27 protein-coding genes are annotated in these 25,184 nt (G+C 70.1%); 16 read left to right on the forward strand and 11 right to left on the reverse strand.

The window, feature by feature from the left end; all coding sequences use genetic code 11:
- The first annotated feature begins 3 nt into the window (after window positions 1-3).
- Genes ACGFJ7_RS34255 through ACGFJ7_RS34265 form a run of 3 tightly spaced genes read left to right on the forward strand, consistent with a single transcriptional unit; the run spans window position 4 to window position 3,391 of the window.
- Window positions 4-873 (forward strand): branched-chain amino acid ABC transporter permease, encoded by an 870-nt coding sequence (locus tag ACGFJ7_RS34255; protein WP_360257464.1) that lies wholly within the window; start codon window positions 4-6, stop codon window positions 871-873.
- On the forward strand, window positions 870-2,675 hold the full coding sequence (locus ACGFJ7_RS34260; protein ID WP_360257462.1) for a branched-chain amino acid ABC transporter ATP-binding protein/permease: 1,806 nt from the start codon (window positions 870-872) through the stop codon (window positions 2,673-2,675). Before ACGFJ7_RS34255 ends, ACGFJ7_RS34260 begins: the two co-directional genes overlap by 4 nt.
- Complete coding sequence (locus tag ACGFJ7_RS34265) at window positions 2,672-3,391, forward strand: ABC transporter ATP-binding protein (protein ID WP_392645923.1); 720 nt, start codon at window positions 2,672-2,674, stop codon at window positions 3,389-3,391. Before ACGFJ7_RS34260 ends, ACGFJ7_RS34265 begins: the two co-directional genes overlap by 4 nt.
- A 154-nt stretch (window positions 3,392-3,545) precedes the next feature.
- On the opposite strand, the gene ACGFJ7_RS34270 is transcribed toward ACGFJ7_RS34265, so the two are convergent.
- Both ACGFJ7_RS34270 and ACGFJ7_RS34275 read right to left on the reverse strand, forming a co-directional pair.
- Window positions 3,546-4,580 (reverse strand): serine protease, encoded by a 1,035-nt coding sequence (locus ACGFJ7_RS34270; RefSeq protein ID WP_392645925.1) that lies wholly within the window; start codon window positions 4,578-4,580, stop codon window positions 3,546-3,548.
- Window positions 4,567-4,911: a CU044_2847 family protein gene (locus ACGFJ7_RS34275; RefSeq protein WP_360257455.1), complete on the reverse strand. Its 345-nt coding sequence runs from the start codon at window positions 4,909-4,911 to the stop codon at window positions 4,567-4,569. Before ACGFJ7_RS34275 ends, ACGFJ7_RS34270 begins: the two co-directional genes overlap by 14 nt.
- Before the next feature lie 133 nt (window positions 4,912-5,044).
- On the opposite strand from ACGFJ7_RS34275, the gene ACGFJ7_RS34280 reads away from it, so the two are divergent.
- Window positions 5,045-5,461 (forward strand): pyridoxamine 5'-phosphate oxidase family protein, encoded by a 417-nt coding sequence (locus ACGFJ7_RS34280; RefSeq protein WP_360257453.1) that lies wholly within the window; start codon window positions 5,045-5,047, stop codon window positions 5,459-5,461.
- Window positions 5,462-5,543: 82 nt separating this feature from the next.
- Here the strand turns inward: ACGFJ7_RS34280 and ACGFJ7_RS34285 are convergent, their stop codons facing one another.
- Window positions 5,544-5,861, reverse strand: coding sequence for a hypothetical protein (locus ACGFJ7_RS34285; RefSeq protein WP_392645927.1), 318 nt, complete (start codon window positions 5,859-5,861; stop codon window positions 5,544-5,546).
- Window positions 5,862-6,142: 281 nt separating this feature from the next.
- On the opposite strand from ACGFJ7_RS34285, the gene ACGFJ7_RS34290 reads away from it, so the two are divergent.
- The 3 genes from ACGFJ7_RS34290 (at window position 6,143) to ACGFJ7_RS34300 (ending at window position 7,654) form a co-directional block, all read left to right on the forward strand.
- Window positions 6,143-6,424 (forward strand): hypothetical protein, encoded by a 282-nt coding sequence (locus tag ACGFJ7_RS34290; protein WP_360257449.1) that lies wholly within the window; start codon window positions 6,143-6,145, stop codon window positions 6,422-6,424.
- 20 nt (window positions 6,425-6,444) lie between these two features.
- On the forward strand, window positions 6,445-6,744 hold the full coding sequence (locus tag ACGFJ7_RS34295) for a hypothetical protein (RefSeq protein WP_360257447.1): 300 nt from the start codon (window positions 6,445-6,447) through the stop codon (window positions 6,742-6,744).
- Between the two features lie 79 nt (window positions 6,745-6,823).
- Window positions 6,824-7,654, forward strand: coding sequence for a serine/threonine-protein kinase (locus ACGFJ7_RS34300; RefSeq protein ID WP_392645929.1), 831 nt, complete (start codon window positions 6,824-6,826; stop codon window positions 7,652-7,654).
- Here the strand turns inward: ACGFJ7_RS34300 and ACGFJ7_RS34305 are convergent.
- Window positions 7,644-9,428 carry a bifunctional sugar phosphate isomerase/epimerase/4-hydroxyphenylpyruvate dioxygenase family protein gene (locus ACGFJ7_RS34305; RefSeq protein ID WP_392645931.1) on the reverse strand — a complete coding sequence of 595 codons (1,785 nt, stop codon included), beginning with the start codon at window positions 9,426-9,428 and terminating at the stop codon, window positions 7,644-7,646. The two genes, ACGFJ7_RS34300 and ACGFJ7_RS34305, sit on opposite strands and share 11 nt — an antisense overlap.
- 42 nt (window positions 9,429-9,470) lie before the next feature.
- Between ACGFJ7_RS34305 and ACGFJ7_RS34310 the strand changes: the two genes are divergently transcribed.
- Window positions 9,471-10,166: a TetR/AcrR family transcriptional regulator gene (locus ACGFJ7_RS34310; protein WP_360257441.1), complete on the forward strand. Its 696-nt coding sequence runs from the start codon at window positions 9,471-9,473 to the stop codon at window positions 10,164-10,166.
- On the opposite strand, the gene ACGFJ7_RS34315 is transcribed toward ACGFJ7_RS34310, so the two are convergent.
- Entirely contained in the window at window positions 10,147-10,830 is a 684-nt protein-coding gene (locus ACGFJ7_RS34315) for a hypothetical protein (protein WP_392645933.1), read from the reverse strand. The genes ACGFJ7_RS34310 and ACGFJ7_RS34315 overlap by 20 nt on opposite strands.
- Window positions 10,827-11,429 carry a TetR family transcriptional regulator gene (locus ACGFJ7_RS34320; RefSeq protein ID WP_360257436.1) on the reverse strand — a complete coding sequence of 201 codons (603 nt, stop codon included), beginning with the start codon at window positions 11,427-11,429 and terminating at the stop codon, window positions 10,827-10,829. The genes ACGFJ7_RS34315 and ACGFJ7_RS34320 overlap by 4 nt, the downstream gene beginning before the upstream one ends.
- 75 nt (window positions 11,430-11,504) lie before the next feature.
- On the opposite strand from ACGFJ7_RS34320, the gene ACGFJ7_RS34325 reads away from it, so the two are divergent.
- The 7 genes from ACGFJ7_RS34325 to ACGFJ7_RS34355 all read left to right on the forward strand — a co-directional run bounded on the left by ACGFJ7_RS34325 (window position 11,505) and on the right by ACGFJ7_RS34355 (window position 19,237).
- Window positions 11,505-12,581, forward strand: coding sequence for an FAD-dependent monooxygenase (locus tag ACGFJ7_RS34325; RefSeq protein WP_392645935.1), 1,077 nt, complete (start codon window positions 11,505-11,507; stop codon window positions 12,579-12,581).
- Window positions 12,582-12,956: 375 nt separating this feature from the next.
- Window positions 12,957-13,394, forward strand: coding sequence for a hypothetical protein (locus ACGFJ7_RS34330; RefSeq protein ID WP_360257432.1), 438 nt, complete (start codon window positions 12,957-12,959; stop codon window positions 13,392-13,394).
- 68 nt (window positions 13,395-13,462) lie between these two features.
- On the forward strand, window positions 13,463-15,307 hold the full coding sequence (locus tag ACGFJ7_RS34335) for an AMP-dependent synthetase/ligase (protein ID WP_392645937.1): 1,845 nt from the start codon (window positions 13,463-13,465) through the stop codon (window positions 15,305-15,307).
- 26 nt (window positions 15,308-15,333) lie between these two features.
- A complete protein-coding gene (locus ACGFJ7_RS34340; protein ID WP_392645939.1) occupies window positions 15,334-16,083 on the forward strand; it encodes a hypothetical protein in 750 nt (249 codons plus the stop codon).
- Window positions 16,084-16,630: 547 nt separating this feature from the next.
- Entirely contained in the window at window positions 16,631-17,176 is a 546-nt protein-coding gene (locus ACGFJ7_RS34345; protein ID WP_360257426.1) for a helix-turn-helix domain-containing protein, read from the forward strand.
- Window positions 17,173-18,396, forward strand: a complete 1,224-nt coding sequence (locus ACGFJ7_RS34350; protein ID WP_392645941.1) for an MFS transporter — start codon at window positions 17,173-17,175, stop codon at window positions 18,394-18,396. The genes ACGFJ7_RS34345 and ACGFJ7_RS34350 overlap by 4 nt, the downstream gene beginning before the upstream one ends.
- 238 nt (window positions 18,397-18,634) lie before the next feature.
- Complete coding sequence (locus ACGFJ7_RS34355; protein ID WP_392645943.1) at window positions 18,635-19,237, forward strand: DUF1062 domain-containing protein; 603 nt, start codon at window positions 18,635-18,637, stop codon at window positions 19,235-19,237.
- Here the strand turns inward: ACGFJ7_RS34355 and ACGFJ7_RS34360 are convergent.
- Window positions 19,175-20,197 (reverse strand): LacI family DNA-binding transcriptional regulator, encoded by a 1,023-nt coding sequence (locus ACGFJ7_RS34360; protein ID WP_360257418.1) that lies wholly within the window; start codon window positions 20,195-20,197, stop codon window positions 19,175-19,177. The two genes, ACGFJ7_RS34355 and ACGFJ7_RS34360, sit on opposite strands and share 63 nt — an antisense overlap.
- Before the next feature lie 154 nt (window positions 20,198-20,351).
- Here ACGFJ7_RS34360 and ACGFJ7_RS34365 point away from each other — a divergent pair, with 154 nt between their 5' ends.
- A complete protein-coding gene (locus ACGFJ7_RS34365) occupies window positions 20,352-21,119 on the forward strand; it encodes a DnaJ C-terminal domain-containing protein (protein WP_392645945.1) in 768 nt (255 codons plus the stop codon).
- Here the strand turns inward: ACGFJ7_RS34365 and ACGFJ7_RS34370 are convergent.
- Genes ACGFJ7_RS34370 through ACGFJ7_RS34385 form a run of 4 tightly spaced genes read right to left on the reverse strand, consistent with a single transcriptional unit; the run spans window position 21,093 to window position 25,180 of the window.
- Window positions 21,093-21,794: a GNAT family N-acetyltransferase gene (locus tag ACGFJ7_RS34370; RefSeq protein WP_392645947.1), complete on the reverse strand. Its 702-nt coding sequence runs from the start codon at window positions 21,792-21,794 to the stop codon at window positions 21,093-21,095. The genes ACGFJ7_RS34365 and ACGFJ7_RS34370 overlap by 27 nt on opposite strands.
- Window positions 21,791-23,104: an NtaA/DmoA family FMN-dependent monooxygenase gene (locus ACGFJ7_RS34375; protein WP_392645949.1), complete on the reverse strand. Its 1,314-nt coding sequence runs from the start codon at window positions 23,102-23,104 to the stop codon at window positions 21,791-21,793. The genes ACGFJ7_RS34370 and ACGFJ7_RS34375 overlap by 4 nt, the downstream gene beginning before the upstream one ends.
- Window positions 23,097-24,203, reverse strand: a complete 1,107-nt coding sequence (locus ACGFJ7_RS34380; protein WP_392645951.1) for an LLM class flavin-dependent oxidoreductase — start codon at window positions 24,201-24,203, stop codon at window positions 23,097-23,099. Before ACGFJ7_RS34380 ends, ACGFJ7_RS34375 begins: the two co-directional genes overlap by 8 nt.
- Before the next feature lie 2 nt (window positions 24,204-24,205).
- Window positions 24,206-25,180: an ABC transporter substrate-binding protein gene (locus tag ACGFJ7_RS34385; protein WP_360257407.1), complete on the reverse strand. Its 975-nt coding sequence runs from the start codon at window positions 25,178-25,180 to the stop codon at window positions 24,206-24,208.
- Window positions 25,181-25,184 lie beyond the last annotated feature (4 nt).

Genomic DNA, 25,184 nt, shown 5'->3' on the forward strand with positions numbered 1-25,184 from the left:
GGTATGCAGGTCTTCTTCCAGACGATCGTCGGCGGCGTCAGCCTGGGCGCCGTCTACGCCCTGGTGGCGCTGGGCTTTTCTCTGGTCTACCGCACGATGGGGCTGGTCAACTTCGCGCACGGCAACGTGGTCACCGTCGGTGCCTACCTCGCCTCCACCTTCTACCTGTCGACCAAGCTCCCGTTCGCCCTGGCCATGATCGTCGCGATCGTCGTGACCGGGGCGATCGGCCTGGTCATCGAGCGGGTGCTGCGGCCGCTGGAGAACAAGGACTTCGACCTCATGCTGATCGGCACGATCGGCTTCGGCATCGTGCTCGACGCGCTGATCATCATGATCTGGGGCGCCACCGGCCGCGCGGTGCCGTCCCCGGTGCAGACCGCGCCGATCGACATCTTCGGACTGCGCATCCGGACGTACGACCTGGTGGTGCTGGCCATCGCGGCGCTGGCCACCGTGCTGCTGGTGCTGTTCCTGTCCCGGACCAAGCGGGGCGCGGCCATGCAGGCGGTCGCCATGGACCACGAGGCGGCCACCGCCGTCGGCATCCACGTGGGCCGCAGCAACGCGATCGCCTTCATGATCGGGGCCGGCCTGGCCGCGCTGGCCGGTGGCCTGGTCGGGCCGCTGCTCTACGTCAGCCCGGCGCTCGGCGGCGCGCTCGGCATCAAGGGCTTCGCCGCCGCGATCCTCGGCGGTTTCGGCAGCATTCCCGGCGCGATCCTCGGCGGCCTCGCCATCGGGATCCTCGACTCGTTCACCGCCGGGCACTTCCAGGGCTACTCCGAGCTGGTCACCTTCCTGGTCTTCACGGTGATCATCATGGTGCGGCCGACCGGCATCTTCGGCGAGCGGACGGTGAACCGGGCATGAGACGGCGACTTCTGTTCATCGCGGCCCTCGGTGTCGCGGCCTGGTTCCTGCCGTACGGCCTCGACTCGTACGCCATCCACGTCGTCAACGTCATCCTCATCTTCGCGATCCTGGCCATCGGGCTCGGCCTCGTCATGGGCATCGCCGGGCAGGTCAACCTGTCGCAGGTGGCGTTCTTCGGGGTCGGCGCGTACGCCACGGCGATCCTCACCACGCACGCCGGAATGGGCTTCTGGGTCGCGGGAGTGCTGGCGATCCTGGCCACGGTCCTGATGGGCCTGGTGATCGGCACGCCGGCGTTGCGGGTCCAGTCGCACTACCTGGGCATCGTGACGCTGGGCCTGGCCCTCGCGTTCACCAACTGGGTGACCAATGCCGACATCGCCGGCGGCGCCGAGGGCATCTCGGGGATCGCGGCGCCGGCCCTGCCCGGCGTGGATCTCTCCAGCGAGTACATCTACTACTACCTCGAACTGATCGTCTTCGCGGTGGTGCTGGGGTTCGGGCTCTTCGTGGTCCGCACGGCGCTGGGCCGCCGCATGCGGGCGATGCGCGACGACGCGCTGGCCGCCGGCGCGCTCGGGGCCGAGGTGCCGATGCTCCGGATGACGGCGTTCATGCTGGCCAGTGTGTACGGGGGAGTGGCCGGCGTGCTCTACGCGGGCCTGATCCGCTACGTGGCCCCGGAATCGTTCAACATCGCGAACATGTTCCTGCTCCTGGCCATGGTCATCATCGGCGGCCGGCAGAGCCTGATCGGCTGCGTGGTCGGCGCGATCAGCCTGGCCCTGGTCCGCGAGCTGCTGGTCGACCACCCCACGATCGCCCAGCTCGCGTACGGCTCGGTCGTCGTCCTGGTCGTCGTCTTCGCCCCCACCGGCCTGGCCGGTCTGCCCCGCCGCGTACGGCAGCGGTTCGGCAAGCATGCGAGGGTGGCCGCGCAGCTGCGACCTTTCCAGCCGTACGAGACCACCGCCGCCCCCGCCACCTCCCATGATCAACTTCTCCGGGTCGAGGGGGTCACCAAGCAGTTCCGGGGCCTCAAAGCGCTCGACGACGTCTCGCTCACCGTCGCGACCGGAGAGATTCGGGGCATCGTCGGCCCGAACGGCTCCGGCAAGACGACGCTGTTCAACGTGATCAGCGGCCTCTACAAGCCGACCAGCGGACGGGTGATCTTCCGCGGCGCCGACATGACCGGGCGTGCGCCGTACCGTCTCGCCCGCGCCGGCATGGCCCGTACCTTCCAGAATCTGCGGCTCTTCGGTGATCTGACGGTCGAGGAGAACCTGCTCGTGGCGCTCGACCGCTGGCCGACGCGGTCGGCCTGGCGCTACGCGCTGCGACCGCTCAGCGTCCTGCGGCGGGACCACGCGCTGCGGCGCTCCGCCGCCGAGATCCTGGACCGGTACGGGCTCACCGAGTTCGCCTCCCTCGCGCCCACATCACTGCCGTACGGGATCCAGCGGCGCGTCGAGATCGCCCGGGCGGTCGCCGCCGACCCGGCCCTGCTGCTGCTCGACGAGCCCGCGGCCGGCCTCAACGGCGAGGAGGTGCGGCAGCTGGCCGAGATCGTCCGGTCGATCCGGGACAGCGGCCGCACGGTCATCATCATCGAGCACAACATGGGCCTGGTGATGTCGCTCTGCGAGCAGATCACCGTGCTGGCCGGCGGCCGGGTGATCGCTTCCGGGACGCCGGCCGAGGTGGCCGCCGAACCCGCGGTGATCGAGGCGTATCTGGGAGATTCGATGAACACCGACGACCTGCCCGTCCCGTCCGTCGGGGAGGCCACCCGATGACCACCGGGCTCGCTCTGACCGTCGAGGGGCTGACGGTCAACTACGGCGGCGTCAGCGCCGTCCGGGACCTCAGCTTCGAGGTGCCGGGCGGCGAGGCGGTCGGCGTCATCGGGGCCAACGGCGCCGGCAAGACGTCCACCCTCAAGGCGGTGATGGGCCTGGTGTCCCGCCGGTCCGGGAAGCTGCGCCTGGGCGACGTGGACCTGGCCGGGGTCAGCGCCCGCGACATGGTCCGGCACGGCATCGGCTACGTCCCGGAGGGCCGGCACGTCTTCACCGGCCTGCCGGTCGAGAAGAACCTGCTGCTCGGCGCGTACGCCCGCAAGTGGGACTCCTCGGTGAGGTCGACGCTGGCCGAGGTGTACGAGCTGTTCCCGGTGCTGGGCGAGATGCGGCACCGGCTGGCCGGCGCCCTGTCCGGCGGCCAGCAGCAGATGCTGGCGATCGGCCGGGCCCTGATGTCGCGACCCCGGCTGCTGCTGCTCGACGAGCCCTCGATGGGCCTGTCGCCGAAGCTGGTCGAGGACATCCTCGCCGTGCTGCTGCGGCTGCGCTCCGAGGGCCTGACCCTGCTGCTGGTCGAGCAGAACGCCAAACTCACCTTCGAGGCCACCAGCAGCTGCCTGGTCGTCGAGAACGGCGCGGTGGCGATGACCGGCACCTCGGCCGAGCTGCGCAACGATCCCCGCGTACGCCAGATCTACCTGGGACTGTGATGCCGCTCGGCTCCCCTTTCCGCCGCTCGGCCTGCGCAACCGGGTGGTCAGCCCGCCGATGGAGCGCAACTACGGCGCTTCCCCGCACGACCACGGTGCCCGGCTCGGCGGCCAACTCAAGAACGGCCGTCTCAGGCCGCCGCCCCCGGTCACATCAATACTTGGTGCTTTCCTTCATGGTGACGATGTCTCGATGTATAGCTCGATTTCGGCCGGCCAAACCGGCGTATCCGAGTAACTGTCCGCTGGCAAAATAGGCGATGGCGCGGCCATGGGGTGTTTCGTGTTCTATTTGCACCCACATATTGATGAAATCGGCCCCGGCTTTGCTCAGTCTGACTCGCAGTATGTCTTCTGCGAAGATCACCATGTCCAAGGGCTCGTACCAGATGTAGTCACGTCCAACAATTAGTTCTCCCGTGGTCTCTCGAACTCCAGCGAGATTCTTGAAAGTGAATTCGGGGGCGGTGCTCCGATACCAAACGGACTTGTACTTTCTATCCATTTGGCCGCTGACGGCAGATCGTCGTGCGGGGACGACGGTCTGCCGGATCGGCGGCCATTCATGCTCAAGAATCTCTACTAATTTTCCGGTGGGTATGCAGAACGCGCGACGTGCCATTGCGTCAAGATCTTCTTGAACTACGAGGCCAACAACGCCACCTAGATCCTCGTCCCATACGGGTGCACCGCTGAAACCTGCCTCTATTCTGGCCCCCGTGGACTTGACATCCTCCAAGGCGACGAGCCCGTTGGGTTCGGTGCGCAGCAAGCGCCCCGATGCTTGCCGGCCGCTATATCCATTTGGAAATCCGTAGCACCAGAATTCGTGGCGATTGAGGTCTTGTGTTCTGATGAGCTGCGCGGGGCGCGCGTCGGCCGGTGCGGATTCGACAAGTTGAAGTACAGCCACATCCCCGGACCCGTTCGGAAATGGCGGCACCCAGGCCCGGACCCGCGCTTCGTAGTGCTCGGTCGGCGTGATGAAGGGGAAGGACAGCCGAACTGTTTCTGTATCGCTCGGCCCGTCAGCCGCATTCTCGCTGCGGTTGAGAGAGCTGTTCACCACATGCGCGCAAGTAAGTATGTGCGTCCGGGTCAGGAGCAGGCCCGCGCCTTCGGGCGCCTTCTGGTCGTGTTTCCCGACGGTCACAAGAGCGCTTCCCAAAGCCCGTTCAATTTTCGTCATTGCCGGGATCTCCACTATCGCGCGACCACTTGCAGATGATTTTGAAGTGAGCCTCGGTAGTTCCAGAAGCTATCACCACGCCGGCGGCCAGGGTCAGTTTGACGCCGAATTCGACTGTCACTTCTTCCGGGTCAAGGCTCGTGACGGCGGCTTTCAACGCGTTGACCGCAGGGCGTACGGCCTCGGTCACCTGCTCAAGTCGTTTGCCGGTCTCAGCCACCAATGCGTCACCGCGCCGCGAGGCGAGCGACGTCCCACGTACCGTGTCGTCTCGCGCCAATTCGAAGAGTACTGCCGTACCGTCTTCGGTGTGAAATTCGGCCAACTCCATTATTGAACCCCCTTTCCGATTACAGCTGGGCATCTCTGGTGGAGCGAAGGGCCGGCCGTTGCAGCATTCGTAGCCGTGAATCAGCGTGGAACGCATTGTGCACGGGCTTTGAGGGTGGCTTACGCTGCCCATCATGTTCCGCGACGAGGATCTCGCACTGCTGGCCCGCCCGCTCTACGCCTTCCTCACCGTCGCCCCGCGCGGCGGACGATGGCCGTCACCCCGCCCGGTCTGGTACGAGCTGACCGCCGACGGCGACCTCCAACTGTTCTCGCTGCCCGATTCCCCCAAGGTCGACCGCCTCCGCGAGCACCCCCGCGCCTCGATCGTGGTCGCCGCCCCCACCGGCGAGCCCGAACACTGGGTGGCGGCCGAGGGCCCGGCCACCGTCCACGACGACGGCGCCAACGAGCTCGCCCTCCGCCTGGCCGAGCGCTACTGGACCTTCTCCGATCCGGAACACGACAAGCTCCTCACCGAGTGGCGCACCGGCCCACTGGTCCGCATCGTTTTGCGCCCGGAGAAGGTGAGCCGCTTCTCCGCCCTCTGAACGGGCCGCTCGCCCGCTGTTCGAGGAGCGCGGAAGCAGCGCCTCCCCGTCGCCGGGAAGGCGCTGCTTCGCGAGCTCTATGTCAAGCCTCACCCCCGTCGGGAGCGCGCTTGCTGGGCGGACGCCGTTTCCGTCGCCGGCCAGGTGGCAGCTCCACCGGAGGTGGATTTTCGACCTTCAGTTGTCCTTGTTCGTGCTCACCGGTCGACGACTCTCCGGTGTCGGCGCTTCGGACGCCTGGGGAGGATGATCCATTGATCTCCGTCCCGAACTTGAGGACGAGGCCCGCGGCCTTGATCTCGATGTACGTCCTGCCGCCATGAGTCCTATTGGCCTTGCTCGCCAAGTAGCCGACCAGGATGAGGGCAAGTGCGACGATCGAGAACAGGAAGATCACCACGGTAAGTCCCGTGGCACTTCCCACCGAGGCTGTCCTACTCCCGCGTGCTGGGCATCATGGAGGCCCGCCTTTCTGTGCTCAAGGACCGTGTTGTCCCGGTGCCGGCTTACCGCGTCCTTCGGTCTTGGCGGGAGTGCCGCTGACTGCTCTCCACCGAAAGGCGAGGTTTCGCCGGCTCGTGGGTCTCTAGCGACAGATTGTCGCTGGCCTGCTTCTAGATCGGTAGCCTCTTCGCTCGGTCGTGACAGTTCAGGTGGCGGCCGCTGGGGTAGGTGAAGACGGTGACTGACGACGGGCGCTATCTGGTCATCAAGGGGCGTCGCTGGCGGGCTACCGATCCGGCCATTCCTGAGCCGGAGGCGGCTGTGCTGCGCAAGGCGCTGATGGCCGCGCGGCGGGACGTGGGGAAGGCGCTGAAGGCGGGGGAGGATCCGGCGGCGGCGCGGGCCCGGGTGCAAGTTGCCAAGGTGGCGCTCGGGGAGCGGGGCACGCCGTGGTGGGAGCAGAGCCTCGAGGAACGGCGGCGGCGGTGGGAGGACGGGCTGCGTGCCCTGGGCGGCTGACGGATGTTTAAGATCCTCGGATGGATGCGACACGGCCTCTGCGCTGGTATGCCGGGCTGTGCTGGCTGTTCTTCGGGATCGTGCCCACCGTGCTTGTCACGCTTCTGGTCGTCAAGGGGCGTACGCCGGGGTCGGTCGGGCTGCTGCTGATCGGTGGCATTCCGCTCGTGCTGACCGCTCTCGGGGCGCTCGTGCGGGGGCTTCGCGAGACCGATCCGGAGCAGGCGTCGCGGCGGCTGCACCTGAGCATGGCCCTGGTGGCCGGTGCGGACGTGCTGCTGCTCGGGGGAAATGCCCTGATTCGGATGGGTGGCAGCTGAGGTTTTCCGGCTAGCCGGTACCGCGGTTGGGGGCTCGCCTGGACGACAGCCGGGCCGCGAATGACCACCCTGTTAGGGCATGGGGGTTCTTACTCAGGCAGCGGAAGCGCCGATCGCGTCGGGGATCGTGGTGGCCGGGCGGTACCGGCTCCGCTCGGTTCTCGGGCGCGGTGGCATGGGAACGGTGTGGCTCGCTCAGGACGAGCTGATGGAGCGCTGGGTCGCCGTCAAGCAGGTCGACCTGGGCTCGGACTGGTCCGGCAAGACGGCCCGCAGGCAGGCCCTGGCCGAGGCGCGGGCGGCGTCGCGCGTTCCGCACCCGGGGGTCGTGCGGATTCACGACGTGGTCCGCGACGACGACCAGCCGTGGATCGTGATGGAGGCCCTGAGCGGGCAGAGCCTGGGCGCGGCGATCAAGGAGCAGGGGCCGCTGCCGATCGAGCAGGTCGTGCGGATCGGGCACTGCATCGTCGACGGGCTCGACGCCGCGCACCGGGCCGGGGTCGTGCACCGCGACGTCAAGCCGGGCAACGTGCAGCTGTGCGACGACGGCCGGGTGGTGCTGCTCGACTTCGGGGTGGCGCACGTGCCCGGCGGGGACTGGCGGCCGCCGCCCGGCGGGTTCGCCGGCAGCCCGGCCTTCGTGTCGCCGGAGCAGTTGCAGGGCGGGGAGCCGCTTCCGGCCAGCGACCTGTTCTCGCTGGGGGCGACGCTGTACGCGGCCGTCGAGGGCCGGTCGCCGTTCGACCGCGGCGACCTGTTCGCCACCGTGCTGGCCGTGGCGGAGGGGCGGATGACGCCGTTCCGCCGAGCCGGGCGGCTCACCCCCGTACTGGAAGGGCTGCTGCAGCCGAAGCTGGGCCGGCGCTGGACCGCCGCCCGCACGCGCGCGGCCCTGCTCAACCTTTGACGCGCAGGCGCTGCGCCCGGTGCGCCGCCATGCGAACGGGAACGTTGGCGAAGCCGTAGCCCCGGTAGCCACCCACCCGCTGCACGATCTCGAAGAAGACCCGGTCGCCGACGACCGGTGTGAACAGCTGCAGGTAGTGACCGTGCTCGTCCTCGTCGTACATCGCCCCGAGGGCTCGAAGCCCGTCCGGCGGCTCCAGGCGCGCCTCCAGATCGTCGTAGTAGTTGGCGGGAATCGGCAGAGTTTCGATCCCGGCCGCCCGAAGGGCCGCCGCCGTCACCGAAAGATCGGACGTCGCAAGGGTGATGTGCTGTGGCTGCGGTACGGCCGGAGCCCAGTCACCGCGGCGCAGCACGGGCACGCTGAGCGCGATCCGGGCCCGTCGCCGCGGATCGCGGATCGCCAGGGTACGGACCAGGCCGTACGGCGCCGCGAACTCGCCCGCCTCGTCGTCGACCAGACCGAGCACCGAACGGTAGAAGAGCGCGGCCTCGTCGTACCGGTCGAACGGCTGGGCCAGGGACAGATGGTCGATGCCGGTGATCCCGGCCCCGGGCGCCCGCTCGCCGGTCGGCAGGAAGTCGTCGTGCCAGCCGGCGGGGGTGGTACGGACGAAGAACACCTCGGTGCCGTCCGGCGCGGCCACGGCGGTCAGGTCGGCCTCGCTCTGCCGCCGGCGGCGGGGGAGCGGCGTGGCGAGGAGCTGTTGCGCGCGTTCGGCCGACTGCTCCGGCTGCGTACTCTCCCAAGCGAAAGCGCGAATCGCGGCCGAGCCCTCGGTGGGGCGCGGAGCGCCGGAGTTGAGCAGGATGCGGGCGGTGCCCTGCTCCCAGAGCTGGACGGCCTTGGACCGGTGCTGGCCGGAGTGGGTGAAACCGAGCGCGCGCAGCAGGTTCTCGAGTTCGGGGCCGGTCGAGGCGTCGACGCTCAGCTCGGCGAACGCGATGCCGTCCAGGTCGGCGGGCGGGGTGAGGCCGGCGTCCCGCAAGGCGATCAGGGAACGGCGGGCATCGACGGCCGTACGATGCGGGTCGGCCTGCCGGAACACGTCGTTGAAGACCTCCAGCGACAGGGGGCCGGTGTAACCGGCGTCGAGGACGGCCTGGGTGAAGCCGGCCAGGTCGAGCCCGCCCTGCAAGGGGAACAGGCGGTGGTGGCGGCTCCACTGGAGGACGTCCATGTCGAGCCGGGGCGCGTCGGCCAGCTGAAGGAAGAAGATCTTCTCACCCGGAACATTCTGGATATTTTCAAAGGCCCCGCGCGATAGGACATGGAAGCTGTCCAGGCACAAGCCCAGAGCGGGGTGGTCGGCCTGCCGGACGATCTCCCAGGAGTGGTCCCATGTGGACACGTGACGGCCCCAGGCCAGGGCCTCGTACGCGATGCGCATGCCCCGGGCGGCGGCGAGGTCGGCCAGGGTACGGAGTTGAGCGACGCTGACCGCGTCGTCGGGGATCGTGTCCGGTGCGACCGACGAGCAGATCAGGATGGTGTCGGCGCCGAGGCGGCCCATCAGGTCGAGCTTGGCCCGGAACCGCCGCTCGACGGCCGCGAAACGCTCCGGGGTGGCACCCTCCGCGTCACGGAACGGCTGGTAGAGGTCGATGCTCAGCCCCAGGTCCTGAGTACGGGCTCTGATGCTCTCGGGAGAGCTCGCCGAGGCGATCAGGTCGTTCTCGAAGATCTCGACACCGTCGAAGCCGGCGGCCGCGGCGGCGTCCAGGCGATCTTCGAGGGTGCCGGAGAGGCAGACGGTCGCGATACTCGTACGCATGAAACTCCTAATGTACGAACCGGTCCGTTCAGCCTAGGTGACGTGACCACTAGAGTCGACACCAACGACGTCGAGGGGGATCAGGGCATGACAGCGGAGTCGGCGCCGAAGGAGCGCGTCCGGGACGCCGAGCGCACCCGCGCCGAGATCATCGAGGTGGCCACGCACGAGTTCGCCGACCAGGGCTACGCGGGCGCCCGGGTCGACGAGATCGCCGCGAAGACGCGCACCACGAAACGGATGATCTACTACTACTTCGGCGGCAAGGAAGGCCTGTACCTGGCGGTGCTCGAGGGCGCGTACCAGCGGATCCGCGCCTCCGAACAGGAACTCGACGTCGAGCATCTGGCACCCGTCGAGGCCCTGCGCCGCCTGGCCGAGACGACCTTCGACCATCACGAGCAACACCCCGATTTCGTACGCCTGGTCGCCATCGAGAACATCCACTACGCCAAACACCTGTCGAGCTCGTCGTCGCGCGAGGTGCTGGCCGCGCCGGCCCTGGAGGTCCTGTCGCGCATCATGGAGCGCGGCCGCGCCGCCGGCCTGTTCCGCGACGACCTGGACGCCCTGGACGTCCACATGATCATCAGCGCGTTCTGCGTCTTCCGGGGCGCCAACCGCTACACGTTCAAGGCCATGTTCGACCGCGACCTGTTCGACCCGCACCTGCGCGACCACCTGCGCGCCATGATCGGCGACCTGGTGGTCGCCCACGTCACGGCGGGCCGTCGGTGAAGACGTCGTCGATCCAGGGCGTCCAGGTCGGCACGTCGCCGTCCCAGCGGACGGACCGCAGCACCTTGCGCCCCCGGCGGGCGAACGGGACCGAGTCCCGGCGCTCGCCCACCGTCAGCACGGCGCCGGCCCGGTCGGTGACGACGAGCCAGGACCAGGCCTCGCCGTCGCCGTCGATCTCGAACTCGACGTGCGCCTTCCACCGGCGGTTCGGGCTGGCCTTGGCGGCGCCGGTCCGCCGGTAGCGGCAGCCGTCGCGCAGGCACGCCTCGTACGCCGCCTCGATCGGGCCGGGGTCCCAGTTCAGGCCGGACCCCAGGGCCAGCATGTGGTCGCGCAGCCAGTCGAGGATGGCCCGGCGACGGTCGTCGTCGGGAAGGTCGAGGACCTTGCGGTCGTACGGGACCTCGTGCACCTCGCCCAGGCCCAGCGCCGACGTGGCGTGCAGGGGGGAGATGGCCGCCGGGCCGTCCAGGTCGGTGGGCAGGAACCGGACCCAGCTGGTCTTCGCGATCAGCGGCGGGCCGCCGGCCAGGTGCTCGCTGAACAGTTCGGTGACCACGGTGGCGCACTTGGCGTACCGGCCGGCGTCGGTGAGCGGGTGTCGCAGGCTGCGCGCCGGCACCATGACCGGGTTGGTGTCGACCGAGCGGATGCGAATCATCGGTGCGTGAGCCACGGCTTCAGGGCCCGGTCGACCGCCACCTCGACCGCGGCCTGAACCTGGGCCGGGTCGCCCGGGTCGTCGACGTCCTCGAGCAGCACCTGCAGGGCGGCCGTGACGGCGCCGACGAAAGCACCGGTCATGGCGGCCGCGCCGACCTCGTCGAGCTCGCCGGGGAACGCGGCGGCCAGGTGGCGGGCGATCTCGCGCTGGGCGTCGAACTGGATCTGCAGGGCGCGCCCGCGCACCGACGGCACCTCGCGGATGAAGCGCAGGCGCAGCGCGGCCAGCCGTCCGGAGAGGTCGTCGCTGTCCTCGCCGACCGTGTGCAGCGCCCGCAGCAGCACCTCGGCCGGCCCGTCGCCGGGGCCGCGCTCCGCGATGGCCCGGACCGCGGCGTGCACCCGCAGGTCGCTCTCGGGGAAGAGCAGTTCCTCCTTGGCCGGGAAGTAGCTGAAGAACGTACGCGTACCGATCTCGGCCGCGGCCGCCACCTCGGCGATCGTGGTCGCCTCGAAGCCCTGCCTCTCGAACAGATCGGCCGCGGCCTCGACGAGGGCCTGGCGGGTGCGGGCGCGCTTGCGGTCGCGAAGGCTCACCGCCGTACCATATCGCACCTGATGCAAAGCAGCACTCGTTGCAAATCTGCACTGAGTGCGGTTAACGTCGGCGTCATGACTGAGCGCAGAGTTCTGATCTCGGGTGCCGGCATAGCGGGCAGCACCCTGGCGTACTGGATGGCCCGGACCGGCTGGCGGGTGACCGTGGTCGAAAAGGCGGCCGCGTTGCGGTCGAGCGGCAACCCGGTCGACGTACGACATCAAGCCGTCGATGTCGCGTCCGCCATGGGGATCACCGCGGCGCTGCGGGCGGCCGCGACCCACGCGACGGGCATGCGGGTCCTCGACGCGTCCGGCCGATCCGTGGCCCGGCTGCCGATGGACTCCGGCACCGAGATCCCGCGCGGCGACCTGGCGTCCCTCCTGTTCGAAGCGGCCGCCGCCGACGCCACGATCCTGATGGACGACACCGTCACGGAGCTGACCCAGGACGCCGGCGGCGTCGACGTGACATTCGCGCACGCGCGGCCCGCCCGTTTCGACCTCGTCGTCGGCGCCGACGGCTTGCACTCGACGGTGCGGCGGCTGGCCTTCGGCCCGGAACGCGACTTCGTCCAACACCTCGGCCTGTACGTGGCCACGGTGTCCCTCGGCGCGCCATCGTGGAATCCCACCGAAGTGCTGCTCTACAACACCCCCGGCCGCCTGCTCTCCGTCCACCCCGGGCGCGGCGACGCCCTGGCCGCCTTCATCTTCCGGCACCCGTGGACGCCCGATCCCGGCCCGCGCGACCTCGTCACTTCCGCGTACGAGAACGCGGGCTGGCGAACGCGCGAACTGCTGACCCACCTGACCACCACCGACTTCTACTTCGACGCGGTGAGCCGGGTGTCCCTTCCTTCCTGGACCCGAGGCCGCGTAACGTTGCTGGGCGACGCCGCGTCCTGCGTCTCCCTGTTCGGCGACGGTTCCTCCCTGGCCATGGCGGGCGCGTACACCCTCGCCGCCGCCTTGACCGACGAGGCCGACGTGGCGACCGCCCTGCGCCGCTACGAGACCCGCCACCGCACACTGACCGACCCGAAGCAGCGCCACATCGGCCGCACCACAGGCCTACTGGTCCCACGCACCCGACCCGGCCTGACCGCCCGCAACGCCGCCGCCCGAGTCTGGTCGGCCCGCGCCGCCTGACATGCTGGTCATGGTGAACGCCCCATGGTCGGCCACGTAGAGCACATCCCCGCGACAGAACCGCTGTGCGTTGACACTCCCAGATCCGCGGCAGGTCGCCGATACGCGGATAGCGCCACGTTGCCGCCAGCCGGTCGTCGAAGCACACGAGCATGTGCCGCGACAGCTCGCCCGGCCCGAACAACGCCTCGTCGAAATATCCGGCCGACCCCGACGGCATCGGGATCGGATGACCAACGGCCGTTCGTCGTGGGACGCAACACCGCGACTTGCCGCAGCGGCTGGACCGGCAATCGCAACAACGTCAGCCGCCGAGCGAGCTCGGGGTCCTGCTCGGCGCTCATCGCTTGGGCATCGTACCGGTACATTCTCGCCATGATCGAAGTTGCGCGGGTCTCCGCCGAGTCGCACGTCGCGCCGTCGTACTTCTACGAGCGGTGGTGCGACCTCGCCACTCATCAGGAGTGGAGCGCCAGCATGGAGTATCTGCGCCTGTCGGAGCCGCTGGCGGTCGGGGCGCGGGGCGTGTCCAAGCCGAACGACGGATCGCCGGCGCCGTTCATGGTGACGGCCTTGGAGCCGGGGAGTGTGTACGCGGACACGACCTTCCTGCGGGGTGCCCGGTTGACGGTGCATCACGAGGCTCGTCCGCTCGGTGAGGGCAGCCGGCTCGAGGTGCACGCCTACCTTCAGGGACGCCGGGCGCGGGTGTGGGCCCGGCGGATGGGCAACGACGTACAGCAATCTCTCAGTACGGACCTGGAGCGCCTGGTCGAGCTGGCTTCTCGTCGTGATCAGGCCGAACGGATGTGACGCAGGACACGTTACCGTGCGTACCCTGTCGGTGATGCCCATCGATCAGTGACGCCGGGAGGTCCACAGTGAGCACGGCACAGCGCGCCCAGCCCGACGAAATCACCACCTGGGAACGGATCCAGAAGGAGACACCGGCTTCGGTGGGCGCCCTGCTCCTCGACCGGGTGGCCCGCACGCCGGACGCCGAGGCGTACAAATGGCCGGTCGACGGGCGGTGGGAGTCGCAGACGTGGGCCGGCGTCGGTGAGATCGCCACCGAGATCGCGGCCGGACTGCTCGCCCTGGACCTCAAGCCCGAGGACCGTGTCTCGATCATGTCGGGGACGCGGGTCGAGTGGATCCACGCCGACCTGGGCATCATGTGCGCCGGCGGCGCCACCACCACGATCTACCCGACGTCGTCGGCCGAGGACGTGAAGCACATCCTCGCCGACTCGCACAGTCACATCGCGATCATCGAGAGCTCGGAGCACCTGTCCAAGGTCCTGTCCCCGGGCACCCTGGTCGAGCACGTCATCATGATCGACGGGCCGGTGCCGGCCGGCGAGTCCCGCGCGATGACCCTGGACGGCCTGCGCGCCCGCGGCCGGGCGCTGCTGGCCGAACGCCCGGACGCGGTCACCCGGGCCACGGCGGCGGTGACGGCCGACCACCTGGCCACGCTGATCTACACGTCGGGCACGACGGGCCGGCCCAAGGGCGTCCGCCTCCCGCACAGCCGCTGGACGTACGAGGCGGCAACGGCGAAGGCGATCGCGCTGATCGAGCCGGACGATCTGGGATACCTGTGGCTGCCCATGGCCCACTCGTTCGGCAAGGTGCTGCTGGCGGCGCAGCTCTCCATCGGCTATCCCACGGCGGTCGACGGCGACCTGACCAAAATCATCGACAACCTTCCCGTCGTACGGCCCACGGTGATGCCCGCCGTACCGCGAATCTTCGAAAAGGTCCACGCCGGTGTCGTGGCCACCGTGCACCGCGAGGGTGGCGTGAAGGCGCGCCTGTTCGACTGGGCGATCGGCGTCGGCCGCCGAGCGGTCCGTGCCCGCCGCCGCGGCGAAACCCCGGGCGCGCTGCTGACCAGGCAGTATGCTCTGGCCGACCGGATCGTGCTCAGCAAGGTCCGGGCTCGCTTCGGCGGCCGGATGCGGTACTTCATCTCCGGCGCCGCCCCGCTGTCCAGCGACATCGCCGAGTTCTTCGACGCGATCGGCCTGCCCATCCTGGAGGGATACGGCCTGACGGAATCGGCCGCCGGCTCCACGATCAACCGCAGCCACCACCTCGAATACGGCACGGTGGGGCTTCCCCTGCCCGGCACCGAGATCTCGATAGCGGCCGACGGCGAAATCCTGATCAAGGGCCCGGGCGTCATGGAGGGCTACCACGGCCTGCCCGACGCCAGCGCCACCATGCTCGAGGACGGCTGGCTCCACACCGGCGACATCGGCGAGATCACCCCTCGCGGCAACATCAAAATCACGGACCGCAAGAAAGATCTGATCAAAACCTCCGGCGGCAAGTACGTGGCCCCGCAGTCCCTGGAGACCCGCTTCGCGGCCCTGTGCCCGCTGTCGGCCCGCATAGTCGTCCACGGCGAGGGCCGCCAGTACATCACGGCCCTGATCGACCTGGACCCCGACGCCACCAGAGCCTGGGCCGCCGAACACGGCGTGCCCGGCGCCACCCACGCCGAGATTGTCCGCCACCCCAAGACGGTGGCCGCCATCGACGGCTACGTGACCCAGCTGAACACCGAACTGGGCAAGTGGGAAACCATCAAACGCTTCACCATCCTCGAACGAAACCTGACCGTCGAGAACGGCGACCTGACCCCCTCTCTGAAGCTGCGCCGCCGCTACGTCGAACAGCACAACGCCCACCTGCTCGACAAGCTCTACATCGACTGACCAAGCCGCCCCGGCAGGAATTCACGATGCTCGGTGCGGAGCCGGTCGATACCGGGATCGGCTCCGCGCGGGCGCAGGTGGTCGATGACGCGCCACGCCTCGGCCAGCGCCTGCGAAAAAGACGCGATCTCAGCCGCATGCCGGCGCTGCTGGGCGGCCCGCACCTCTTCGAGCCGCCGGGCCCACCCCGCCGCGACCGCCTGAGCCCGCTCCGGATCGGCCCGCTGCCGCGCAGCCTCCGCCTGCCTGAAGGTCTCGACGTGCCGCCGCTCAGCTTCCGCCCCGGCCCGCCGTTCGGCTTCCGCCCCGACCCGCCGCTCAGCTTCCGCCCCGGCCCGCCGCTCAGCTTCCGCCCCGGCCCGCCGTTCGGCTCCGGCTCGCTGTTCGGCTCCGGCTCGCTGTTCCGCTCCGGCCCGGGGTTCGGCTTCCGCCCAGGCTCGCTGTTCGGCTCCAGCGCGGTGTTCGGCTTCTGCCTCGGCTCGCTGTTCGGCTCCAGCTCGCCGTTCGGCTCCGGCCCGGGGTTCGGCTTCCGCCCAGGCTCGCTGTTCGGCCCCGGTCCGGTGTTCGGCATCCGCCCCGGTTCGCTGTTCGGCTCCGGCGTGGTGTTCGGCTCTTCGCTCGGCCGATGCCCCGGTGCGCCGCTTGGCCCTCGGGTAGGCCTGCCACTCATACCCAGGCCCAGCCTGCCGTCCGGGTGCGAGGCCAGTACGCCATTCACCCTCCGCTCCGGATCGCCGCTCCGCTTCGAGATCGGCCGGCAAGGCGGTCGGTGGTGAAGCGGCGCCGGAATGTAACTGCGTGGCGGTAGATGGGTGTAAAGCGGCGGTGGGCGGGTGGGTAGTAGCGCTGGTGGCGGTCGGCGGGTGGGGAGCAGCGCTGGTGGCGGTCGGCGGGTGGGGAGCAGCGCTGGGGGCGGTAGGCGGGTGGGAAGCGGCGTTGGCGGCGGTGGGCGGGTGAGGAGCGGTCCTGCTGGCGGTTGGGGGATTCGCGGCGGGGTCCGTGGGGACCGGGCGGTGTGGCGGGGGGTCGGGTGGGCGGCTGAGGCCGGGGCGCTGGTGGGGGACGATCGTAGCCATTGCTCGGCCGTGGTCGGTGATGGTGACGGGGCGGCCGGTCAGGGAGGCCACGCGTACCAGTTGGACGAAGCGGGTGCGGGCCTCGTGCACCGACACCTCGAAGTCGTGGTCGGACGGTGAGAAAGCTGCTGGCTGGGCCATGCGGACATGATGACCCCGGGGTATGACACTTTTCCGCCGACCGATGCAGAGCTTCTATGCATAAGCCGCTTGTACTCGTTGTGGCGGACGAACTAGCGTCCCGCTCATGAGTGAACTGGTGGTCACCGACGCGATGCTGATGCGGGTGATGGCTCATCCGCTGAGGATGCGGATCGTCGGGTCGTTGCGGGTGGACGGGCCCGCCACCTCGGCGATTCTCGCGCGGCGGCTGGGCACCGACTCGGGGCAGGCCAGCCATCACCTGCGGCTTCTGGCCCGGCACGGGCTCGTGGTGGACGCGCCCGAGCTGGGGCGCGGCGCGCACGGGCGGGAGCGCTGGTGGAAAGCCGCTCACGTGTCGACGCGGTTCGGTGACGGCAGCCGGGAGGACGAGGTCGCCGTCGAGCGCGCCTCCCGGGAGGTGTGGGGTGCCTGGATCGAGACCTTTCACGCTCAGGTCGCGCAAGGGCGGTGGAGCCCGGAATGGCAGGCCGCGGGGGAGGGCTCCGATCAGGTCATCCGGACCACTCCGGAGCGGCTCGAACGGCTCCGGGAACGGATCTGGCAGGCCGTCGAGGAGGCCCGCACCAATGAGCCGGGCGCCGAGCAGGTGCTCGTCGTCCTTCAGACCTACCCGCATCGCGCCTCGTGAACGCCTCGCTGTGGCGCAACCGGGAGTTCAATCTGCTGTGGACGTCGCAGACGCTCTCCGATCTCGGCGACGGCGTGGCCACCCTGGCGCTGGCCCTGCTCGTTCTGGTGCAGACCGGCGATCCGGTCAGCGCCGGGCTGGTCGGCACCCTCGCCTCGGTGGCGCGGCTCGTCTGCCGGTTGCCGGCCGGAGTGATCGCCGACCGGTTCGACCGGCGGCGGCTCATGCTCGCCTGTGATTGCGTACGGCTGCTGGCCTTCACGGTTTTGACAGTGGCCGTTGTCACCGGCCGGGCCTCGCTGCCCCTGATCATCGCGGCGGCGGTGTTCGACGCGGCTTTCGGGGCCCTTTTCGGTACGGCGGAGGACGCCTCCCTGCGCAGCATCGTGCCGATCGAGCAGTTGCCCGACGCGGTCGCGCGCAACGAGGCCCGTTCGTACGGCGCCATGCTGGCCGGCCCGCCTCTCGGCGGTCTCCTCTTCTCGGTGGGACACGCGGTTCCGTTCCTCGGTAACGCCGTCTCCTATCTGGTCTCGCTGGTGATGGTCGGCGCCATTCGCAAGCCGTTGCAGGCGCCGCGCGACAAGGATGTTCCGGTCAGGTTCGCCGAGGGGCTGCGGTTCATTGTGACCCACCCGTTCCTGCGGATGCTGATGCTGATCGCGGCCCCGCTGAACTTCGCGATCGGCGGTGTCGTCTTCGCCGTCGTCGTGGCCCTGCAGAGCGGCGGCACCGCGCCGGCCGTCATCGGGCTCGTCGAAACCGTCGTCGCCGTGGGCGGCCTGCTCGGGGCCGTGGTCGCGCCCCGTCTTCAGCGCCGCCTCGGGCTGACCGTTCTGGTCCGGGTGATCTGCTGGCTGGCCGTCGTCCTGCTGGCGAGCGCCGCCCTGCTCACGTCGAGCGTCGCCGCCGCCGTACCGCTGGCTCTGACCGTGTTCCTCGGGCCCGCCGGCAATGCCGCGCTCTTCGGCTATCAGGCCGCCATCACCCCCGACCACCTGCAGGGCCGCGTCGTCAGCGTGATCATGATGGCCGCCACGTCGATGGCGGCCCTCGCCCCGGTCGTCGCGGGCTCCCTCGTGGCCGCCTTCGGCGCCCCGACCGCCATCCTCGTTTTCGCCGGCTCGGTCGCGGTCCCCGCTGTGGGAGCCACTTTCGGTACGGGCTTGAGCCGCGCCGCCGGCGAAAACCGGTGGAGCGCCGCGGCGGAGCGTTGTTAACGTCGCCGGGCCCATCCGGTGGCACCAGACGAGGAAAGCCGTTGTACAGCTAAGACATCTTCCCGGCGCGCGGCGCCGGGCTCTGCTTTCTCGAGCATTGACCTCCCGCATCGACCAGGCGAGTGCGGCCGGCCGTCGTGACACACGGCCCGCCCCTCGCTTCCCAGTCATGCGCGGAACTCCTCAGCGGAGCTGTGTCTCCGCACGGAATCGTCGTAGCAGATCGGCTTGTCCCTCAGTGACCACCAATCAGTGGCTGGTGTGTCCCACCGGCCTTCCCCTCATCAACCGCCGTTGCCGGCGCTGCCCGTCGGGGCGGTACCGCACGTACGGCAAATTCCGCGTCAACGCCAACCACAAGCTCCTCGACGTCTGGCTCCTGGCGTTGTGCTCCCGATGCGGGGAGACCATCAAATTGACAGTTCTGGAGCGGGTCACCGTCCGCGCCATCGACCCGTCCACGCTGACCCGCTTCCACGACAACGACCCCGAACTCGCGGCGACCGTGCTCGCCGATCCCGCGGTTCTGCGCCGGAACAACGTCTCCCTGGACTGGGACGGCGCGTGGACGCTCCGCCGGGAAAGGACCGATGCCCGGGCCGTCGACACCTCCATCCGCTTCGTCCGGCGGATTCCGGTCCGCCGGACGCGGCTGCTGTCGGCCGGTCTGGAGGTGCCGGGTCGCGAGGTGCGCCGGCTCATCGCCGAGGGCTTGCTCACCTCGGCCCACCGGCTGACCGGGAAGTCGGCCGGCGACTTCAGCTTCACGCTCCGCCGGTCAGCCCAGCGGAGCCGTCGACTCGCGGGTGATCAGGCGGCAGGGGAGGGTCTCGGTTCCTGACGTGGGGTTGCCGTCGATGGCGGCGAAGAGGCGCTGGGCCGCGCGGCGGCCCAGTTCCTCCAACCGCATGTCGATGGTCGACAGGGGCGGGCGGGCGTTGGCCGCCAGCACCTCCCAGTTGTCGAAACCGATGACGGCCACACGCCCCGGCACGTCCAGGTTTTCCTGGTGGAGCACGTCGAGGACACCGCGGGCGATCTCGTCGGAGCCGGCGAAGACGGCGTCGACCGTCGGGTCCTTCTGGAGCAGCATGCGGGTGGCGCCGCGGCCCCACGCCTCGGACCACATGCCGAACCAGACCTGGTCACCGGCCAGGCCCAGGCCCGCCTCGGCCAGGCGGGACTGGGCGCCGCGGGCCCGGTCCTGGGCGGCGCCGTAGGAGGGGTCGCCGGTGATGTGGGCGATCCGGGTGCGCCCGCACGCGATGAGGTGGTCGACCGCCAGACGGCCGGCCGCCTCGTTGTCGGTGACCAGGGACAGGTCTTCAGGATCATCGCTTGGTGAGTACGCGTAGACGACCGGCACGGGAAGGTCCCGGCCCAGCGACGGCCGGCTGTCGGGGCGGGCTCCCACGACTATGAGGCCGTCCACCCGCCGGGAGAGCAGGGCGCGCAGGTGGTGTTTCTCGCGGATGGCGTCCCCGCGGGCGTCGCAGAGGAAGACCGACACCTGGTCGGAGCCGAACGCGTCCTCGGCGCCCATCAGGATCGGGATGGAGAAGCGGCCCTCGAGGTCGGAGGTGAGCAGGCCGACGGTGCCGGTGCGGCCGCCGATCAGGGCCTGGGCCAGCGTGTTGGGCGAGAACGAGAGCTGGCTCGCCGCCTCCAGGACGCGGCTGCGGGTCTCCGCTTTCACCTGCGGCTGGCCGTTGAGGGCCTTGGAGGCCGTCGCCACCGACACACCGGCCAGGCGCGCCACGTCGCGCAGCGTGACCGGACGGGCCGAGCCATTCGATGTCATCAACGCCGGGCCTCCTCTCGTGAGCCAGTCCATCATGCCCAACGAGCGCCCGGGGCGTTCGCGGGACCGGAACGTGACTCCCTGGGGACACAGAGTTGACATGAGGGCGCTCAAGCCATAAACCTCTATGGACGCGAGCGCAAGGGGAGGGCCCGTGCCTACGAAGACGCGCGATTATTACGAAGTTCTCGGCGTGGCCAAGTCGGCCACCCCGGCCGAGATCCAGCGCGCTTACCGGGCCCTCGCCCGGCGGTTCCATCCCGACCTCAACCGGGAGACGGGCGCCGAGACCCGGTTCAAGCAGATCACCGAGGCGTACAACATCCTGGCCGACGAGCGGAAACGGGCGATGTACGACCTGGACCGCGGTCTCGGGGTGTCATCCGGGTCGGCGCAGTTCGGGTGGGGCGCGCGCATGCCGCGCTTCGACGCCGGCGTCGAGGTCCTCGAGATCTCGATCGAGGAGGCGTACGCCGGTGGCCGCCGCAACCTGACGCTGGAGTTCGGCACCGCCGTTCGGGTGGTCGAGGTCGACCTGCCGCCGGGCGTCGTCGACGGGCGGCGCATCCCGCTGCCCGGCATGGACATCTCGGTGACCGTCCGGATCGCCCCCCATCCGCGCTACCGCCTGCAGGGCCGCGACGTCTACGTCGACCTGCCGCTGGCGCCGTGGGAGGCCGCCCTGGGCGCGACAGTGCCCGTGGACACCCCGTCCGGCCCCGCGCAGGTGCAGGTGCCGGCGGGGTTGTCCTCGGGCCGCCGGGCGCGCCTGCGGGGCCGGGGCCTGCCCAACCCGGACGGTGTCGCCGGTGACCTCTACGCCGAGATCAGGATCGTGATGCCGCCCAAGCTCAGCGCGAGCGAGCGCCGCCGCTGGCAGAAACTCGCCAGCAGCTCAGACTTCGATCCGCGCGGCGTATAGGCCGAACGTGGTCCGCCGGCGCAGCCGGAACCCGATCGACTCGTACAGGCGGATCGCCGTCGCGTTCGCGGCCGACGTGTGCAGGAACGGCGTCTCGCCCCGCTCCCGGATGCCGTGGGCGACCGCCCGAACGAGCCGGGTGGCGAGGCCCCGCCCGCGGTGGGCGGCGTCCGTGCAGACCGCGCTGATCTCGGTCCAGCCCGGCGGGTGCAGCCGTTCGCCGGCCATGGCGACCAGCTTGCCGCCGTCCCGGAGGCCGAGGTAGCCGCCCAGTTCGATGGTGCGCGTCCGGAACGGTCCCGGGCGCGTGCGCTCGATCAGGTCGAGCACTTCGGGCACGTCGGCCGCGGTGAGCCGGACCGCTTCCGGCGCCGGCGCGTCCGCGAGGGTGTCGTCGACGAACTGCACGCCGGCCACCTCGTCGACGAGCCGCCATCCGGGGTGGGCGGCGGGTACCGGGCCGGCCACCGCCACCTCGGCGCCGGGCCCGGTCAGTTCGAGCAGGTCCTTCCAGGCGGCCGGGTCGTTCGGGTCGTCGAGGGCGTAAAACGGGGCCACGTCGGGCTGATAGCGCGCCGCTTGCCCGTACCGCTCGGCGAACCGGGCGTGCGGGCCGGTCAGCGACTCCCAGGCCGCGTTGTCCAGGACCGAGGTGCCCGGCGAGACGGTGGTCATCGCGGCGCCCGCAGACCGAGGTGGTCGCGCAGGGTGGGACCCGAATAGTCCGTCCGGAAGACGCCCTGTTCCTGAAGCAGCGGGACCACCTTGTCGGCGAACTCGTCCAGGCCGCCGGGCGTCACGTGCGGCACCAGGATGAAGCCGTCGCTGGCGTCGGCCTGAACCAGCTCGTTGATCGACGAGGCCACCGACGCGGGCGTGCCGATGAAGTTCTGCCGCCCGGTCACCTCGATGATCAGCTCCCGGATGGAGAGCTTCTCGGCCTCGGCCTTGGCGCGCCATTCGCCGGCCACCGCGATCGGGTCGCGGTGCATCCGTACGCTGGCCCGGCCCCGCGCGATGTGGTTGTCCGACACGTCGGGGTCGACCGTGGGCAGGGGGCCGTCCGGGTCGTACGAGCTCAGGTCCCGGTTCCACAGCTGCTCCAGGAACTTGATCGCGGTCGCCCCGCTGACCTGCTGGCGGCGGACGATCCGGGCCTTCTCCTGCGCCTCGGTCTCGGTGTCGCCGAGCACGAACGTGGCGGCCGGCAGAACCAGCAGCTCGTCGCGCTCGCGCCCGTACTTGGGCAGGCGGCCCTTGACGTCGGCGTAGAACGCCTGGCCCTCGGCGAGCGTGCCGTGCCGGCTGAAGATCGCGTCGGCGGTGGCCGCCGCGAACTCCCGTCCCGCGTCCGAGTCGCCGGCCTGCAGGATCACCGGGCGGCCCTGCGGGCTGCGCGGCACGTTGAACCGGCCGGCGATGTCGAAGTGGTCGTCCTGGTGTGCGAACGTGCCGGCCGACGGGTCACGAAGGAAGCCCTCGGGAGCCGGCACCGAGGCGAACAGCTCCTTGGCCGTCTCGAGGAACCGCGTGGCCCGGCTGTACCGGTCCGGCTCGGCCAGGAAGCCGCCGCGGCGGAAGTTCTCCCCGGTGAAGGCGTCCCACGAGGTCACCACGTTCCACGCGGCCCGGCCGTCGGAGAGGTGGTCGAGGCTGGCGAACTGCCGGGCCACCTCGTACGGCTCGTTGAACGTGGAGTTGATCGTGCCGGCCAGCCCGAGGTGGGTGGTGACCGCGGCCAGGGCGGCCAGGACGGTGAAGGTGTCGGGGCGGCCGACCACGTCCAGGTCGTAGATCTGGCCGCCCTGCTCGCGGAGCCGCAGGCCCTCGGCGAGGAAGAAGAAGTCGAACTTGGCCCGCTCGGCCGTCCGCGCCAGCTTGACGAAGGATTCGAATTCGATGTGGCTGCCGGCCTCGGGGTCGCTCCACACGGTGGTGTTGTTGACGCCCGGGAAGTGCGCGGCGAGGTGGATCTGCTTAGGCAACGGGTGCCTCCTGACGGTAGCGGTTCGCGGGCCGGCCGAGGCCGAGCAGGCCGCGCAGGGTCGCCGACTCGTACTCCTTGCGGAAGGCGCCGCGCAGCCGGAGCTCGGGCACCAGGGCGCGGGTGATGGCCTCCAGGTCGGCCGGCAGCCGGCCCGGCCGCAGCCGGAAGCCGGTCAGGCCCGCCGCCTGCCAGCTCAGCAGCAGGTCGGCCAGCTGGGCCGGGGTGCCGGTGAAGATCGAGGCGTCCGAGGTGTACGGGGTTCCGGCGAGCTCGTCCAGCCGGGCCTTGGCGTCGCGGGCGGCCTGCTCGCTGTCCTCCAGGAAGACGACGAGATCACCGAAGACGTGCGGGAGGGAGGACACCTGGGCCACGATCTGCCGGGCGTCGTCCACGTCGGCCGGCGTCACGTACACCAGATCGGCCGAGCCGGTCGCGAAGGCGTACGGGATGTCGGCGTGGGCCAGGGCCGTGACCAGCGGCTGGCCCTGCGGCGGCCGGGGCGTGATGGACGGGCCCTTCACGCTGAAGTACTTGCCGTCGAAGTCGATGTAGTGCAGCTTCGCCCGGTCGATGAACCGGCCGGTGGCGGCGTCGCGGATCTCCGCGTCGTCCTCCCAGCTGTCCCAGAGCCGGCGCACCACCTCGACGAAGTCGGCCGCCTCGGCGAAGTGTTCCCGGATCTCGGGGACCGTCCGCCGCCCGAAATGCGCGGCCTCGGCGGGGCGGGCGGAGAGTTGGACGCGCCATCCGGCGCGGCCGTGGCTCACGTAGTCGAGGGTGGCGAGGGCCTTGGAGACGTGGAACGGCTCGGTGTGCGTGACGGTCGCGGTCGGCACCAGCCCGATGTGCGAGGTCACCGGGGCGACCCGGGCCGCGATCAGCACGGCGTCGAGGCGGGCGCCGACACCGTTGTCGGCGATGCCGAGGGAGTCCTCGATGGTCACGAAGTCGAGCGTGCCGCGCTGGGCCTCGAGGACGAGTTCGGTCCAGTAGGGCGCTGTGAAGAGGTGTCCGGGCTGCGCGCCGGTGGAGCGCCAGGCGGCGGGGTGCCAGCCGGCGCCGTCGAGCGCGACGGCCAGATGCAGGGGTTGTGTCATGATCACTTACCTTCGATCGGGAGGCCGGGCGGGTTGATCTCGCCGGCGTCCACGGCCTCGTCGGCCAGGTTCCAGCGGTCGAGGATCTTCTTGTAGTCACCCGACCTGATCAGTTCGTCGAGAGCGGCCTGGTACGCCTTGACCAGGCCGTTGTCCTTCTTGGTGGTCAGCGCGATCAGGCCCTGCAGCGACGCGCCGGCGCCCGAGTACGTACCGGCGATCTCGGTCTCACCCGCCGTCGACACGTGGTAGGCCGAGGTCGGGTTCGGCCCGAGGTACAGGTCGATCGCGCCCGAGCCGAGGGCCAGGTAGGTCGCCTGGTTGGTCTGGTAGTACTTGATGTCGACCTTGGGCCGGCCGGCCTTGACGTTCTCCTCGCTCCACTCGACCAAAATCTTCTCCTGGTTCGTGCCGGAGCCGACCGCCACCTTCTTGCCGGCCACGTCGGCCGGGCCGGCGACCTTCAGGCCGGAGCCCTTCTTCGCCTCGAAGGCCAGCTCGTCCTTGCGGTAGGTGACGAAGTCGTACTTCTGCTTGCGCTCCTCGGTGACCGTGATGTTGGAGGCGCCGAGGTCGAACTTGCCGCTGTCCAAACCGATGAACAGGTTCTCCCACGACGTGTTCCGCAGGTCGGGCTCGAGGCCGAGGACGCCGGCGATGGCCACCGCGACGTCCGGCTCGCTGCCGATCAGCGTCTTGTTGTCGTCGGCGGTGAAGGCCAGCGGCGGGAAGCCGGAGCCGGCCGCGCCGACGCCGATGACCAGCTTGCCGTTCGCCCGGATCTTCTCGGGCACCAGCGCGGCGGCCGCGTCGACCTTGGCCGGGATGATCCGCTGCTGGTCGGGCGTGAGGTTGAGCTTGGTGGTCGTGGCGGCCCCTTCGACCCGGGCGGCGGCCGTGGGGGCCTCGTCCGGGGCCGAGCAACCGGCGAGCCCGGCGACGAGCGCGACGGTGGCGAACAGGGTTCTGCGGCGCATGGGG

Origin of the sequence: Actinoplanes sp. NPDC048988 (assembly GCF_043197815.1) — a bacterium.
Taxonomy (GTDB): domain Bacteria; phylum Actinomycetota; class Actinomycetes; order Mycobacteriales; family Micromonosporaceae; genus Actinoplanes.

Coding starts and splice junctions, on each gene's coding strand:
- ACGFJ7_RS34255 (WP_360257464.1), top strand. CDS start 4: ATGCAGGTCTTCTTCCAGACGATCGTCGGCGGCGTCAGCCTGGGCGCC.
- ACGFJ7_RS34260 (WP_360257462.1), top strand. CDS start 870: ATGAGACGGCGACTTCTGTTCATCGCGGCCCTCGGTGTCGCGGCCTGG.
- ACGFJ7_RS34265 (WP_392645923.1), top strand. CDS start 2,672: ATGACCACCGGGCTCGCTCTGACCGTCGAGGGGCTGACGGTCAACTAC.
- ACGFJ7_RS34270 (WP_392645925.1), bottom strand. CDS start 4,580: ATGACGAAAATTGAACGGGCTTTGGGAAGCGCTCTTGTGACCGTCGGG.
- ACGFJ7_RS34275 (WP_360257455.1), bottom strand. CDS start 4,911: ATGGAGTTGGCCGAATTTCACACCGAAGACGGTACGGCAGTACTCTTC.
- ACGFJ7_RS34280 (WP_360257453.1), top strand. CDS start 5,045: ATGTTCCGCGACGAGGATCTCGCACTGCTGGCCCGCCCGCTCTACGCC.
- ACGFJ7_RS34295 (WP_360257447.1), top strand. CDS start 6,445: ATGGATGCGACACGGCCTCTGCGCTGGTATGCCGGGCTGTGCTGGCTG.
- ACGFJ7_RS34300 (WP_392645929.1), top strand. CDS start 6,824: ATGGGGGTTCTTACTCAGGCAGCGGAAGCGCCGATCGCGTCGGGGATC.
- ACGFJ7_RS34305 (WP_392645931.1), bottom strand. CDS start 9,428: ATGCGTACGAGTATCGCGACCGTCTGCCTCTCCGGCACCCTCGAAGAT.
- ACGFJ7_RS34315 (WP_392645933.1), bottom strand. CDS start 10,830: ATGATTCGCATCCGCTCGGTCGACACCAACCCGGTCATGGTGCCGGCG.
- ACGFJ7_RS34325 (WP_392645935.1), top strand. CDS start 11,505: ATGACTGAGCGCAGAGTTCTGATCTCGGGTGCCGGCATAGCGGGCAGC.
- ACGFJ7_RS34330 (WP_360257432.1), top strand. CDS start 12,957: ATGATCGAAGTTGCGCGGGTCTCCGCCGAGTCGCACGTCGCGCCGTCG.
- ACGFJ7_RS34340 (WP_392645939.1), top strand. CDS start 15,334: ATGCTCGGTGCGGAGCCGGTCGATACCGGGATCGGCTCCGCGCGGGCG.
- ACGFJ7_RS34345 (WP_360257426.1), top strand. CDS start 16,631: ATGAGTGAACTGGTGGTCACCGACGCGATGCTGATGCGGGTGATGGCT.
- ACGFJ7_RS34360 (WP_360257418.1), bottom strand. CDS start 20,197: ATGACATCGAATGGCTCGGCCCGTCCGGTCACGCTGCGCGACGTGGCG.
- ACGFJ7_RS34370 (WP_392645947.1), bottom strand. CDS start 21,794: ATGACCACCGTCTCGCCGGGCACCTCGGTCCTGGACAACGCGGCCTGG.
- ACGFJ7_RS34380 (WP_392645951.1), bottom strand. CDS start 24,203: ATGACACAACCCCTGCATCTGGCCGTCGCGCTCGACGGCGCCGGCTGG.
- ACGFJ7_RS34385 (WP_360257407.1), bottom strand. CDS start 25,180: ATGCGCCGCAGAACCCTGTTCGCCACCGTCGCGCTCGTCGCCGGGCTC.